A 13,142-nucleotide genomic window follows, 5' to 3' on the forward strand; every position below is an offset into this window, starting at 1 on the left:
TATGCCCCGAGCCCGCGGGCCGTGACACCTGAACGCGCAACCCAACTGGCCAGGCGCCTGCCGCCTTTTGTCACGCCGGTGTTGCTCGTCGTGAATGAAATCACTGCAAATGTGATAGCAGCCAGCGCTTTGATAGCGGGCGCTACCATTCAATTTCATGGCGATGAATCACCCCAGGACTGCCTGGACGCGACCGACCAGGGCGCGCGCCCGTACCTGCGGGCTGCACGAATTCCCCTTGGCGATGGTGCGGCCCAGTTTGACCTCGTAAAATACGCGCTCGATTATTCCCACGCCCAAGCCATCCTGCTCGACGCCCATGTCGAAGGATTTGGCGGCGGCGGCAAGGCATTCAAGTGGTCACTCCTTCCACCAAGCGTCAGCTCTCACCTCGTTTTGTCTGGTGGACTCACGCCTGCAAACGTGACCGATGGCATTTTGCAAGTCCGCCCGCGTTGCAAAACGCTGGCGGTTGATGTCAGTTCTGGCGTCGAAGCCGACGGCCCCGATGGCAAACCCATCAAGGGCTTCAAGGACGCCGAAAAAATTCAACGCTTCGTAGCCGCCGTGCGTGCGGCCGATGCACAACTTGCAAAGAATCCCCATGAATTCCTATCAGCAACCTGATCCTTCAGGCCATTTCGGCCCCTATGGTGGCAGTTTTGTCAGCGAGACCCTGACCCACGCCATCCAGGAGCTGCGCGAGGCCTATGCCCGCTACCAGCATGACCCCGCGTTTTTGGCCGAGTTTCACTACGAGCTCAAGCACTTCGTCGGCCGCCCCTCCCCGGTCTACCACGCAGCCCGCACCAGCCGCGAAATGGGTGGCGCACAGATCTACCTCAAGCGCGAAGACCTGAACCACACCGGCGCCCACAAGATCAACAACGTGATCGGCCAGGCCATGCTCGCCAAGCGCATGGGCAAGCCCCGCGTGATTGCCGAAACCGGCGCGGGACAGCACGGTGTGGCCACCGCCACCATCTGTGCACGCTACGGGCTCGAATGTGTGGTGTACATGGGTGCGGAAGACGTCAAGCGCCAAAGCCCCAATGTGTATCGCATGAAGCTGCTGGGTGCCACGGTGGTGCCGGTCGATAGCGGCAGCAAGACGCTGAAAGATGCCCTCAACGAAGCCATGCGCGACTGGGTGGCCAACGTGGACAACACCTTCTACATCATCGGCACCGTGGCGGGCCCGCACCCTTATCCGATGATGGTGCGCGACTTCCAGAGCGTGATTGGCAAAGAGTGCATCGAACAACTGCCCGCCATGCTGGCCGAGCAAAAAGTCCTGGGCGAGCAGCCCGACGCTGTGATCGCCTGCGTGGGCGGCGGCAGCAACGCGATGGGCATCTTCCACCCCTACATTCCGTTTGCAAAGACGCGCCTCATCGGCGTGGAAGCGGCAGGTGAAGGGCTGGAGTCTGGCAAGCATTCCGCATCACTGCAAAAGGGCAGTTCCGGCGTTTTGCATGGCAACCGCACGTTCATCCTGCAGGATGCCAACGGCCAGATCACCGAAACCCACAGCATCAGCGCTGGCCTGGACTACCCCGGCGTGGGCCCGGAACATGCGTGGTTGCAAGAGATCGGACGGGCCGAATACGTCGGCATCACCGACAAGGAGGCGCTGGACGCCTTCCATTACCTGTGCCGCACCGAGGGCATCATCCCCGCGTTGGAATCCAGCCACGCAGTGGCCTACGCCATGAAGCTGGCCAAAACCATGCGCGCCGACCAGTCCATTCTGGTCAATCTGTCGGGCCGGGGTGACAAGGACATTGGCACGGTGGCCGACCTGAGCGGTGCTGATTTTTACTGCCGCCCCAGCTGCCAGGGGCAGTCTGTCAAAGGCGGCGAGCAATCCATCAAGGTGGTCAAATGAGCCGCATCGAATCCACCCTCTCGGCCCTCAAGGCACAGGGCCGCAAGGCGCTGATTCCGTATGTCACCGCCGGCTTCCCGTTTGCCGACATCACCCCCGCGCTCATGCACGGCATGGTGGATGCGGGCGCCGACATCATCGAACTGGGCGTACCGTTTTCGGACCCCATGGCCGATGGCCCGGTCATTCAGAAGGCGGGCGAAAAGGCCTTGGGCCTTGGCGTTGGCATGGTGCAAGTGCTGGACCACGTGCGCGATTTTCGCAAGCGCAACAGCACGACACCCGTGGTGCTGATGGGCTACGCCAACCCCGTGGAGCGCTATGACCAGATTCACGGCGAAGGCGCTTTCGTTCGCGATGCCGCGGCGGCGGGTGTGGACGGCGTGCTCATCGTGGACTACCCCCCTGAAGAATGCGAAGCGTTTGCCGCCAGCCTGCGTGCGCACGGCATGGACCTGATCTTCCTGCTGGCCCCGACCAGCACGGACGAGCGCATGGCGCAAGTGGCGCGGGTGGCCAGCGGTTATGTCTATTACGTGTCGCTCAAAGGCGTGACAGGCTCCGGGCAACTCGACACTGCGGCTGTTGAAAAGATGCTGCCCCGCATCCGCCAGCACGTGCACATCCCGGTAGGTGTCGGGTTTGGGATCCGCGATGCTGCGACAGCGCAGGCGATTGGCAAGGTGGCCGACGCAGTGGTCATTGGCAGCCGCATCATTCAGCTCATCGAAGACCAGGAGCACGCCAAGGTGGTACCGATCACGATCGACTTCCTGCGCGGGATCCGCAAGGCCTTGGACGCCTAGTCGCATAATGCAGCCCGGCGCATCCTTCGGGATGCGCCCACAGATTCACACCCGATCTGCTCCGTGAACGCCCACCGGCTTTGCGACAGGTCGCGCCACTGAAGAGGAAACACCATGTCCTGGCTCGAAAAACTTCTGCCCGCCAAAATCCAGCAAACCGACCCCACCGAGCGCCGCCAGGTGCCCGAAGGCCTGTGGATCAAGTGCCCGAGCTGCGAAACAGTGCTGTACAAGGCGGACCTGGAGCACAACCAGAACGTGTGCCCTACCTGCAGCCACCACCACCGCATTGGCGCCCGCGCACGGCTGAACTCGTTCCTCGATGCCGAAGGCCGCTACGAAATCGGCCAGGAAGTTTTGCCGGTAGACGCCCTCAAGTTCAAGGACAGCCGCAAGTACCCCGAACGCCTGAAAGAAGCGCTGGAAAACACCGGCGAAACCGACGCCCTCATCGTCATGGGCGGCGCGGTCAAAAGCATCAACCTGGTGGCCGCCTGTTTTGAATTCGACTTCATGGGTGGCTCGATGGGCTCGGTGGTCGGTGAGCGGTTTGTCCGGGGCGTGGAAACCGCCATCGAACAGAAAGTGCCCTTCCTCTGCTTTACCGCCACCGGCGGCGCGCGAATGCAGGAAGGCCTGCTGTCACTGATGCAGATGGCCAAAACCAATGCCGCCCTCACCCGCCTGGCCAAGAAGGGCCTGCCTTACATCAGCGTGCTGACTGACCCGACCATGGGCGGCGTCAGCGCCGGTTTCGCCTTTGTGGGCGACATCGTGATCGCCGAACCCAAGGCGCTCATCGGCTTTGCCGGCCCGCGCGTGATCGAATCCACTGTGCGCGTAACGCTGCCAGAAGGCTTCCAGCGCGCCGAGTTCCTGCAGACCAAGGGTGCCGTGGACTTCATCTGTGACCGCCGCGAGCTGCGAAACACCGTGGCCAGCAGCCTGGCCATGCTGCAGCGCCTGCCCGCCGACGCGGTGATGTAAACCAAGCTGCCGCACGACCAACACCCCTCCCAAGCGGCGTTGGCTACACAGGCATCTTAAATACTACGTTTTTGATAGCTGCTAGCGCTTACTGGATAAGCGCTAGAGGCCAATTTGACTGATATTTTGAGGTCAACGCATGACACTGGCCTGCAAATGGCCCAGCACAATCATCGCCACCTGCAGCAATACCAGCACGACCAGCGGCGACAAATCGAAGCCCCCCACCAGCGGAATGAGGCGGCGAAACGGCCGCAGGATGGGCTCGCACAGCCGGGCAATCACATCGGCGAGCGGTGAACGCGCCTGCACCCAGGACATCACGGCATACACGATCAGCAAACCGATCAACCCCGAGACCGCGACCCGCGCCAAGCCGAACAACGCCAGCCACGGCAACCAGGCCCACGCCGAAGCCGCACCCAGCAGCAGGGTGAGCAAAGCATATTGCACCAGTTGTAGCAAGGCGGCAGCCACCAGGCTCGAAACATCCCAGCGCCCTACCGGCGGGATCACCCGACGCAGAGGCAGAATCAGCCAGTCGGTCAGCGCAAAAACCAGCCCCCCAATCGGGTTCGAAAACGAGATGCGCTGCCACTGCATGTATAGCCGCAAAAGACACGCCCCCGTGAGCAGGCCACCAACAACGTCGAGCAGGAATGAGGCGATCTGGTAGAGCATGGATGAGACAAAAGCAGGAGGGGCGCTGCGAAAGCAGGCGGCGTCATGGGATGATAGCGGGCAAGGCATTGCCCTCTTCATGACACAACCCCTCACCCTGTCATCCCTGCCACTTTTCCCCCTCGGCTCGGTGCTGTTTCCCGACGGCCTGCTGGCGCTGCGCGTGTTTGAGGTGCGCTACCTCGACATGGTGCGCAAGTGCCACGCAGCAGGCGCTCCGTTCGGCGTCGTCGCCTTGACCCAGGGCCGCGAAGTGCGCCAGGCCGGCGCGCCCTACGAACAGTTCAACGATGTCGGCACCCTTGCCGTCATCGAACAGATGGACACTCCACAGCCCGGCCTGATCACCCTGGTGTGCCGTGGCAGCCAGCGTTTTCGCATCACCCACCGCAGCCACTTGCCACACGGTCTATGGATTGCCGATGTGGACCATCTTGACCCGGATCTGACCATCCCCATTCCCGACGACCTTCAGAAAGCCGCCACCGCACTCGCCCAGGTGCTACACACCCTGCGCCAGCGAGACCCCGATGCTCACATTGCGGCCGAACCCACTGCAACGCAACTTGACGACTGCGGATGGGTGGCCAACCGCTGGTGTGAACTGCTGCCGGTACCGCTGGAACTCAAGCAACGTTTGATGGAGCTGGATAACCCGCTGGTGCGGCTGGAGCTGGTGGGGGATGTGCTGGAGCGCACGGGGATTGCTCAGTAGGAATTGAAGAAGGTCTTCAGCGTGCCTTGTATTCCGGCACCTGACTCTGCAGCCACGAGCGAATGGTTGATGCGGACGGCTCAACACCCAAATCCGCAAGACTCTGACTGACAAATTCAGGGTTGACGTTGCCAAAAATATCAGTTTTGGCAACGTGTAGTTTGGGGTGCGGTGTGGGCTCCGTCGTCTCTCCATTGGCCAGCAGTTCCTCATAGAGCTTTTCACCCGGCCTCAAGCCCGTAAAGACCACAGGGATCTCCTGCTCGGTTTTTCCAGACAGCCGAATCAGGATTCTGGCGAGTTCGACGATCTTGACGGGCTCACCCATGTCTAGCACGAATATCTGCCCAGATTGTCCCAACAGGCCCGCTTGCAGCACTAACTGGGCGGCTTCTGGAATCGTCATGAAATAGCGCACGATATCGGGATGGGTCACAGTCAACGGCCCCCCGCGCGCAATTTGCGCCGTGAACAAAGGCACCACCGATCCGCTGGAACCGAGCACATTGCCAAAGCGCACCGCGACAAACCGTGTTCCTGAGTGTTCGGCAGCCACCGCCTGCATGATTCGCTCAGCGAGCCTCTTGGTGGCACCCATGACATTGGTCGGATTCACAGCCTTGTCTGTGGAGATCAACACAAAACGAGCAGCCCCAACCGCGCCCGCCACACGCGCGCAATGCAAAGTCCCCAGAACATTTGTGCGCAACGCCTCAATCTCATTGAGTGACTCCATCAAAGGCACGTGTTTGTAGGCCGCAGCATGAAACACCACGGTGGGTGGGTGCAGGCGTGCAATCGCCAGCAAGCGATCGGCTTCGCGCACATTTGCGGTGTAATACATGCCTTGCATTTGCGGATGAGCCACTCGCAGTTCCTGCTCCAACTGGTAGATGGCGTATTCAGACACATCCACACACACCAGCCGCGCGACGCCAAAGCGCGCAATCTGGCGGCACAGCTCAGAGCCAATAGAACCACCGGCACCGGTGACCAGCACAGTTTGGCCAGTGATGAGATCGGAGAGACCCTTTTCGTCCAGCGACACGGGGGTACGGCCTAACAAGTCTTCGAGTTCAATCTGCCGAGGCTGGCCCATTTCACCGCGCAGCCAATCGTCCGGCCGGGGCATAGTCAGCAACGGCAAGCCCGCTTCACTCGCACCTATGAGCGCTTCGCGCCGCGCATCGGAACCCACAGCCGATACCACCAAGGCTGCCGAAGCGTTGGTGCGTTTGGCAATGCGCGGCAGATCGATCATGCAACCGAGCACGCTCAGACCTTGCAGCGTTCGACCCTTTTCTGCAGTGACAGGGCTCACGATACCCACCGGCGACCAAAGGCGCGCACCGCGCAAGGCTGGCAAGGCCGCTGCTGCGTCCTCCACCGAACCCACCAGCAACAACGGCTTACCAACGGCAGATGCTGCGGGTGCACGGCTCGCCAACAGCACCCTGGCGCTTGTGCGCGCGGCCCCCAACATCAGCAATGCCAACATGGGGTGCAACAGCAAAACGGAGCGCGGGAAGGACTCTACGCGCAGCATCAACACGGCAGCAGCTGTCACAAGAGCGGCGAAAACAACGCTGTAAATCAGGCGGGTGAGCTCAGCCACACTTGTGTAACGCCAGATATTACGGTACACGCTCCAGCCAAACAAACTGACACCAAACCCCAGCAACGGCAAGGGCAAGGTGTCAATCATCATGGAGTGGAATTCGTCAGGAGTGTCCAGGTTGAAACGCAACCAGAAGGCAAACCACCAGCTGATTGCAACCAGCACCATGTCCAGCAGGAACACCAGCAGATTGTTAGACCAACGCACGGTGCGCCTCGGGTTGCGATAGGACACGACGCAGATGGGCAATCACCCGATTCTGCTGTTCTTCAGAGAGGTTAGAGCCCGACGGCAGGCAAACGCCAGTTTCAAACAACTGGCGAGACACGTCCAACCCGTTGGCGTGGGGGAAGTAAGGCGCGTTTTGGAACAGCGGCTGGAGATGCATTGGTTTCCACACCGGTCGGACTTCGATCGAATGCCGCTCCATCGACCGCATGAGGGCATTGCAGCGAGCATTTACGTCTTCGCCTGCGAGTGTGAAGCAAGTGAGCCAGCGGGTAGCGTGGAAGCCCTCTGGTTCGGGCATCCAACGGATATCAGTGACATCCGACAGGGCTTGTTGGTAGCGCTCAAAAACGCGCCGGCGTTGTCGCACCCGTTCGTCCAGAACCCGCAACTGACCGCGTCCAATGCCCGCGAGCACGTTGCTCATCCGGTAGTTGAAGCCCATCTCTACATGCTCGTAGTGGCGGGCTCCTTCGCGCGCCTGGGTCGATAGTTTCTTGGCGCGGGCCATCAGCGCAGCATCGTTGGAAACAAGCATGCCGCCGCCCGATGTTGTGATGATCTTGTTCCCGTTGAATGAGTACACCGCCAGATGACCAAAGCTGCCGCTGGCGCGACCCTTGTACCGGGCACCCAAGGACTCTGCGGCGTCTTCGAGCACGGGCACGCCGTAGCGCTCACAAATAGGTAGCAGAGCATCCATATCGGCACTCTGGCCATACAGGTTGACCAGCACCACACAACGTGGCATTTTTTTTTCCTGGCGCGCCGATTCGAAGGCACGCTCCAGCGCCTGCGGCGACATGTTCCAGGTGCAGGGCTCCGAGTCGATGAACACCGGCTGCGCATTGCAGTACAGGATTGGATTGCAACTGGCCACGAAGGTGAGCGAAGAACAAAACACCGTATCGCCTGGCTGCACGCCCAGCAACAGCAGGCCGAGGTGGATGGCTGCTGTACCAGAACTCAGGGCTGCGGCATAGCCCACGTCCACATGGGCAGCGAGTTCGCTCTCGAATGCATCGACATGCGGGCCGAGAGGGGCGATCCAGTTGGTTCGAAAGGCTTCTTCTACAAAGGCGGTTTCTTCTTCACCCAGGTGAGGAGGCGAGAGCCAGATACGCTGAGATAACTCTCGCCGGAACACGACATCCACCGGGCGGTCCTGTGCGTCCAGCACAGGGATGTGGTCGATCTGGTGACGGTCCATGCATTCGAGAACCATCGAGGCGGTGGCATCTTCGTGCACTACCTGGGGTGATTGCGCAGGCAGATCGCGTACAGGCGTCTCATCCTCGAGCCCGCTCAGTCGGGCGCGTCGCAGGTCTCCATCGGTCAGCGTACGCAACAGCCGATCCGCTTCGCCGATCACCATCAAAAAACCCCTGGCTGTTGCCTCCAGACGCAGCAGAGCGTCTCGCAGCGTACAACCAGGCGCCACACACAGGGCATTGAACTCTGCTTGATTCATGAAACTCTCCTGGCCGGTATACCGAGATAGGTACCGGCTTGATCAATGTCATGGCACACCACGGCGCCTGAGCCGATCACGACACCGTCACAGACGGTCCGCCCGGGTTGCACAGTCGCACCAGAACCTACAAGGACCCTCGAACCGATGCGCACACCGCCGCCGAGCAAGGCCCCCGGAGCGATGTGGGTGAAGGCCGCCACAATACAGTCGTGATCCACCACCGCAGCGTGATTGACGATAACGCCGCACTCGAGTTGCGCACCCGGTGCAACCGCCGCCTGGGATGCCACAAAGCAACCTTCAGCCACCCGCGCGTAAGGTGACACACTGCTCCGAGGGTGAACTACTGAGACCAATTGGCGAAGACCGAGCGCCAGACTCTCTTTTTCACGCGCATGGTTGTCGCCGATGGCCACATGCAAAGCCCCAAACCAACTTCCCAGGGAGTCCATCGTGGCCAGCGGGATGCCAGGCAATAGCTCACCCGTGCACAAGCGATCATTGCGGTCGGTCGCGGTCAATAACCAGTCTGTTTGAGCTTGCTGCACAGCGTCTGCAACGACGCGTGCATGCCCCCCTGCCCCAAAAATCAGCAGCGGTTGGCTTGAGGGAATTTCAGTAGGCATTGGTTTTCTCAACCACCGAGGGTTCCAAAGGCAGCCGCGTCAACAGGTCCACGATGCGAGCGCCTGTTCGACCATCGCCATATCGATTTTGTATCTGTGAGCGCTTTCCTACCAGAGCTGACTGCAGGGCCGTGCTCACGGCGTCAGTGTTGGCGGGCACATCCACCGTATTGGCGTTGCGCTCGCGCAGCCGCTGGCGGTCACCTATATTGATGACTGGTGTGCCAAAACTGGCGGCTTCGATAATGCCCGACGACGAGTTACCCAGCATCACCGCAGCATGGCGCATGGCCTGGGCAAATAACATGCGGCTCAGGTGAGAGATACGCCGCGAGCCAGCGGGAAGCAGTCCTTCGTCGAGTGCCTGAAGCACGCCCAAGGCGCCCGCATCGGCGTTGGGTTCCAGCCAGAGCACTGGACAGCCTTGCGCCTGTAACGCCATCATCAAGGTAAGGGTCTGTTCACGGGCTAGGCCGGCCTGCTGTACAACCGGATGGAACACTACCAGTACGAATGGCTGGGCAACGGGCATACCCAGCGCTGCCAAGGCAGCGTTGCGGTCGTCAGAAGCCAGATCGGCCAAACCGTCAAGCCCTGGAGCACCCACCACATGGATGCGGTGCGGGGCTTCACCCATGCGGGTCAAGCGTTCACGCGACTCATCGGTCGCAACCAAGTGATAACTACTGAGCTTGCTAATGGCGTGGCGCGTGGGTTCATCGACCGTGCCCGAGCGCTCGCCCCCATGGATGTGCACCGTCACCACTCCCTGGTTCAGGGCTGCAATGGCACCGGCCAGCATTTCGCCCCGATCCCCTAGCAGCAACAAGATGTCGGGACGATATTGCTCCAGCAGAGCCGCCATGCCCTGCAGGCACTGAGCCACAGCAACGGACATGCTTGCTGGTGTGCGAGTGAGCACATCCACAGGCAGCTCCGCCATTACCGACAGACCGGCCGCACGTATGTCGTCCACCGTGTACCCGTGTGCGGTGCTTAGGTGGGTACCAGTCGCTACGACGGCCAGCGAGAGTGCGGGGTTGGCTGCGGCGCATTGCAGCGTGGTACGCATCAGACCGAAGTCGGCCCGCGTACCACTGAGGTACAGCACGCGCCGGGCTTGTGCGGGGAGCCCAAAACTCATGTGCCGGACTCCGGCTTCAGATCGGACCAGTTCAGCACGGTGCCGCTCGCCACCGCATGGCGCAATTGCCGCCCAACCAACCCACCCATATCGCGCGGTACGATACCCGTCGCCGGTCGCCGGCAACCCAGCATCTCGGGGCGTAGCGGCACGCCAGCCTCAATGTTTTGCAGAACCACCACGCTGCGACGCGCCACGCGAGCGGTGTCTAGCTCTTCCAGCCGGGGCTCCTTCACTCCATTGCCGAGCATGGCGGCCACGCGGCGGATACCGCGGGTCATTTCGGCAAAACCCTCAGGTTCCAGAGATGCACTATGGTCTGGGCCGGGTAGGGAGCAGTCTAGTGTCAGGTGCTTTTCAATCACACAGGCACCCAAGGCCACCGCCGCCAACGGTGCTTCGATGCCCAAGCTATGGTCGGAGTAGCCAATAGACACGCCAAGCTCACGCCGCATCTGGGCCATTGCCGTCAGATTCAGTGTGTCATCCGCGGCGGGGTAAGCGGAAGTGCAATGCAACACCACCACCCCGTCGAGGTGGCCACGCGAGGCGCGCGTCCAAGCCAAAGCCTCGGTGATTTCTTCCATCGTGCCCATGCCAGTAGATATCAGCAGGGGCAAACCGGTTGCAGCGGCGTGTTCGACCAGCGCACGGTGTGTAAGCTCGCCAGAAGACAGCTTCAGGCGTTTCACGCCCAACTGCACGAGCATGTCAACAGCGCCTGTAGAAAACGGAGTCGAAAAAAACTCAATGCCAATGCGATCGCAGTGAGCCTTGATCTCGCGGTGCTGAACCTCAGACAACTCCAGACGCTGCAGCATCGAGAACTGATCCTGGTCGCCCGTCTGCCGCACCTGGTACTCGGCCGTCGGCGCGCCGCGCACAACGAGATCTTCAGCGCGGAAGGTCTGGAATTTGACGGCGTCGGCATTGGCCGCACGTGCGGCGTCACACAACTTGAACGCCAGAGCCACATCACCGTTGTGGTTAACGCCGGCTTCGGCGATCACAAAAACAGTCGTGGCAGTGAAACCTGCGCTCACCATGCCGTCCACCCACCATCCACCACCAAGTTATGCCCGGTGACGTATTTGGAAGCGTCACTGGCCAGATAACGCATGGCGTTGGCCATGTCATCGGCAGTGGCCATGCGCCCGAGAGGCGTGCGGTGCGAATAGTTGCCTACAAAAGTGTCATTCTGGCCACTGAACACGCCACCGGGTGTGACTGCATTGACCCGCACACCCCGATGGCCCCAGTAGCTCGCCAGATATTTTGTAAGTCCCCAGAGGCCCGCCTTGCTGGCCGAATAGATGGCCGGCGTATTGATCGCGCGCCCCAAATATTGCGAACCTTCGTAGATTCGCTGGTCCGGCGCGACGATGCCGTAAATCGACAGCGTATTGATGATGCTGCCGCCGCCACGGGCCGCCATAGGCCCGCCAAACACCTGTGCGCTGAGCATCGCGCCAGTCAGATTGACGGACATGACCTCGTTCCAGTCTGCGACAGGAAAGCTCTCGAAGGGTTCAAAGAAATTCTCAGACTTAGTAGCGGCATTGTTGATGACCACATGGGGCAAGCCCCAGCATTTTTGAAGTACGGCCAGCGCGTTTTCCAGCGACGGCCGACTGGACACGTCAGCGACGCAGGTAAGCAGCGTCTCATGCGATGCGCCGAGCTTGCCACCAAGAAGATCCGCGTCCCGGTCCATCGCAAACACCCGCGCGCCAGCCTCCAGAAACTCCCGGACGACTTCAGTACCGATGATGCCGGCCGCGCCGGTCAACACCACGACTTTGCCGTCAAGCTGGAATGCATCACTCATGAACAGCCTTTCTTCTTCATCAGCAACTCGACCAGGTCGAAGTCAATGGGATGGTCGATGTCGATGGAGCGCTCGCGCGGCATCGCATGCAGGCGGATGCGATGCGTTGACCAAAGCGACGATGTGAGCGTGTGACGGTGCCAGGCGTAGATGGAGGCGTTCATGGCATACACCTTGGGCGCAAGCTGACGACCGACAACCTCACTGGCCGGCTTGCGAACGCGCTCGTAGAAGCCGCCGGGCTTCTGCTCGACCATGTTGAAGTACGGGTTCTTGTCGGATTCATAGCCGGTGATCACTACATCAGTATCGGCATCCAGCATAGTGGCGCAAGCATTGATGTCCGCAATATCGCGTAGCGGTGAGGTCGGGTCCAGGTCGATGATGCGGGTCACAGGGCCAAGATTGGCTTCCACCCACTCCACCAAGTGCTGGATCACTGGCAGCTTGCCGGAAGTAGCCGTCGCCAGTTCCGCCGGGCGCACGAACGGCACCTGGGCGCCATGTGCGCGGGCTGCGGCTGCGATTTCTTCACTGTCGGTGGACACGAAAACATGGTCGGCCTCGCCGCAGTCCAGCGCCTGCTCGATGGTCCATGCGATCAGTGGCTTGCCGCACAGCTGGCGGATGTTCTTGCCCGGCAAACCCACCGAGCCACCGCGGGCGCAGATACTGATCATCTTCACGTGGCGGCCTCTTTCATGGACAGCATCAGATCGGCTGTGGTGAATGCTTCAATCAGAGGCGAGGTCAGTGTGTGCGTCGGCTCATCAAGGGCGCGCAGCCAGTCGCTCATCTGCAGGCCATAAGTGGCGGTAACGTCGAAGTCTTCCGCTGCCACGGCAATAACTTCACGACCGGCACTGCCCTCAAGAACAACTTGTCGGCTGATCAAGTCGCAGATCAATGTACCCTTCGCACCGACGAACACATAGCGGCGCACTGGCTGAGCGGAAACGTAGTCGAGACTGACTGTTACAGGTGCGCCATTGCTACCCCGCAGCAAGGCAACGTGAACATCGTCCGAGCGGATCTCGAGCGGGCCAAACCGGCCGCCGACAGCGCCGAGCACGGTGAGTGGCCCGAGAAGCCACAGCGCCATGTCAATTTCATGCACTAGATCAAACACCACCCCCCCCCCCTGCTC

14 protein-coding genes are annotated in these 13,142 nt (G+C 60.8%); 5 read left to right on the forward strand and 9 right to left on the reverse strand.

All coding sequences use genetic code 11. The annotated features are described in order from the left end of the window. The 4 genes from ACK41V_RS21930 to accD form a co-directional block, all read left to right on the forward strand. On the forward strand, nucleotides 1–627 hold a 627-nt coding region (locus ACK41V_RS21930), incomplete at its 5' end, for a phosphoribosylanthranilate isomerase (RefSeq protein ID WP_409785565.1). Continuing rightward, entirely contained in the window at nucleotides 605–1,888 is a 1,284-nt protein-coding gene (gene trpB / locus ACK41V_RS21935; protein ID WP_409785566.1) for a tryptophan synthase subunit beta, read from the forward strand. The genes ACK41V_RS21930 and trpB, both read left to right, overlap by 23 nt. Further along, nucleotides 1,885–2,694: a tryptophan synthase subunit alpha gene (gene trpA / locus ACK41V_RS21940; RefSeq protein ID WP_409785567.1), complete on the forward strand. Its 810-nt coding sequence runs from the start codon at nucleotides 1,885–1,887 to the stop codon at nucleotides 2,692–2,694. Before trpB ends, trpA begins: the two co-directional genes overlap by 4 nt. Nucleotides 2,695–2,808: 114 nt before the next feature. Then, nucleotides 2,809–3,681 (forward strand): acetyl-CoA carboxylase, carboxyltransferase subunit beta, encoded by an 873-nt coding sequence (gene accD, locus ACK41V_RS21945; RefSeq protein ID WP_409785568.1) that lies wholly within the window; start codon nucleotides 2,809–2,811, stop codon nucleotides 3,679–3,681. A gap of 132 nt (nucleotides 3,682–3,813) precedes the next feature. Here accD and ACK41V_RS21950 read toward each other — a convergent pair whose 3' ends face one another. Beyond that, nucleotides 3,814–4,362, reverse strand: coding sequence for a YggT family protein (locus ACK41V_RS21950; RefSeq protein WP_409785570.1), 549 nt, complete (start codon nucleotides 4,360–4,362; stop codon nucleotides 3,814–3,816). A gap of 79 nt (nucleotides 4,363–4,441) precedes the next feature. Here ACK41V_RS21950 and ACK41V_RS21955 point away from each other — a divergent pair, with 79 nt between their 5' ends. Next, nucleotides 4,442–5,077: an LON peptidase substrate-binding domain-containing protein gene (locus ACK41V_RS21955; RefSeq protein ID WP_409785572.1), complete on the forward strand. Its 636-nt coding sequence runs from the start codon at nucleotides 4,442–4,444 to the stop codon at nucleotides 5,075–5,077. A gap of 16 nt (nucleotides 5,078–5,093) precedes the next feature. Here the strand turns inward: ACK41V_RS21955 and ACK41V_RS21960 are convergent, their stop codons facing one another. The 8 genes from ACK41V_RS21960 to ACK41V_RS21995 form a co-directional block, all read right to left on the reverse strand. After that, nucleotides 5,094–6,929 (reverse strand): polysaccharide biosynthesis protein, encoded by a 1,836-nt coding sequence (locus tag ACK41V_RS21960; protein ID WP_409785574.1) that lies wholly within the window; start codon nucleotides 6,927–6,929, stop codon nucleotides 5,094–5,096. Further along, nucleotides 6,889–8,394, reverse strand: coding sequence for an aminotransferase class I/II-fold pyridoxal phosphate-dependent enzyme (locus ACK41V_RS21965; RefSeq protein WP_409785575.1), 1,506 nt, complete (start codon nucleotides 8,392–8,394; stop codon nucleotides 6,889–6,891). The genes ACK41V_RS21960 and ACK41V_RS21965 overlap by 41 nt, the downstream gene beginning before the upstream one ends. Then, nucleotides 8,391–9,023 (reverse strand): NeuD/PglB/VioB family sugar acetyltransferase, encoded by a 633-nt coding sequence (locus tag ACK41V_RS21970; RefSeq protein WP_409785577.1) that lies wholly within the window; start codon nucleotides 9,021–9,023, stop codon nucleotides 8,391–8,393. Before ACK41V_RS21970 ends, ACK41V_RS21965 begins: the two co-directional genes overlap by 4 nt. Then, nucleotides 9,013–10,167, reverse strand: a complete 1,155-nt coding sequence (gene neuC / locus ACK41V_RS21975; RefSeq protein WP_409785578.1) for a UDP-N-acetylglucosamine 2-epimerase — start codon at nucleotides 10,165–10,167, stop codon at nucleotides 9,013–9,015. The genes ACK41V_RS21970 and neuC overlap by 11 nt, the downstream gene beginning before the upstream one ends. After that, complete coding sequence (locus ACK41V_RS21980; protein WP_409785583.1) at nucleotides 10,164–11,213, reverse strand: N-acetylneuraminate synthase family protein; 1,050 nt, start codon at nucleotides 11,211–11,213, stop codon at nucleotides 10,164–10,166. Before ACK41V_RS21980 ends, neuC begins: the two co-directional genes overlap by 4 nt. Then, complete coding sequence (locus ACK41V_RS21985) at nucleotides 11,207–11,995, reverse strand: SDR family oxidoreductase (RefSeq protein ID WP_409785580.1); 789 nt, start codon at nucleotides 11,993–11,995, stop codon at nucleotides 11,207–11,209. Before ACK41V_RS21985 ends, ACK41V_RS21980 begins: the two co-directional genes overlap by 7 nt. After that, nucleotides 11,992–12,675 (reverse strand): acylneuraminate cytidylyltransferase family protein, encoded by a 684-nt coding sequence (locus ACK41V_RS21990; protein ID WP_409785584.1) that lies wholly within the window; start codon nucleotides 12,673–12,675, stop codon nucleotides 11,992–11,994. The genes ACK41V_RS21985 and ACK41V_RS21990 overlap by 4 nt, the downstream gene beginning before the upstream one ends. 2 nt (nucleotides 12,676–12,677) lie before the next feature. Beyond that, nucleotides 12,678–13,142 (reverse strand): Gfo/Idh/MocA family oxidoreductase (locus ACK41V_RS21995; protein WP_409785582.1); only part of this gene is annotated, 465 nt, incomplete at its 5' end.

Source organism: Acidovorax sp., from assembly GCF_046291265.1.
Lineage (GTDB): Bacteria > Pseudomonadota > Gammaproteobacteria > Burkholderiales > Burkholderiaceae_C > Acidovorax.

Bases quoted from the DNA above. Each gene is read 5' to 3' on its own strand.
- ACK41V_RS21955 (WP_409785572.1), top strand. From the start codon at position 4,442: ATGACACAACCCCTCACCCTGTCATCCCTGCCACTTTTCCCCCTCGGC.
- accD (WP_409785568.1), top strand. From the start codon at position 2,809: ATGTCCTGGCTCGAAAAACTTCTGCCCGCCAAAATCCAGCAAACCGAC.
- trpB (WP_409785566.1), top strand. From the start codon at position 605: ATGAATTCCTATCAGCAACCTGATCCTTCAGGCCATTTCGGCCCCTAT.
- neuC (WP_409785578.1), bottom strand. From the start codon at position 10,167: ATGAGTTTTGGGCTCCCCGCACAAGCCCGGCGCGTGCTGTACCTCAGT.
- ACK41V_RS21980 (WP_409785583.1), bottom strand. From the start codon at position 11,213: ATGGTGAGCGCAGGTTTCACTGCCACGACTGTTTTTGTGATCGCCGAA.
- ACK41V_RS21950 (WP_409785570.1), bottom strand. From the start codon at position 4,362: ATGCTCTACCAGATCGCCTCATTCCTGCTCGACGTTGTTGGTGGCCTG.
- ACK41V_RS21965 (WP_409785575.1), bottom strand. From the start codon at position 8,394: ATGAATCAAGCAGAGTTCAATGCCCTGTGTGTGGCGCCTGGTTGTACG.
- trpA (WP_409785567.1), top strand. From the start codon at position 1,885: ATGAGCCGCATCGAATCCACCCTCTCGGCCCTCAAGGCACAGGGCCGC.
- ACK41V_RS21990 (WP_409785584.1), bottom strand. From the start codon at position 12,675: ATGATCAGTATCTGCGCCCGCGGTGGCTCGGTGGGTTTGCCGGGCAAG.
- ACK41V_RS21985 (WP_409785580.1), bottom strand. From the start codon at position 11,995: ATGAGTGATGCATTCCAGCTTGACGGCAAAGTCGTGGTGTTGACCGGC.
- ACK41V_RS21970 (WP_409785577.1), bottom strand. From the start codon at position 9,023: ATGCCTACTGAAATTCCCTCAAGCCAACCGCTGCTGATTTTTGGGGCA.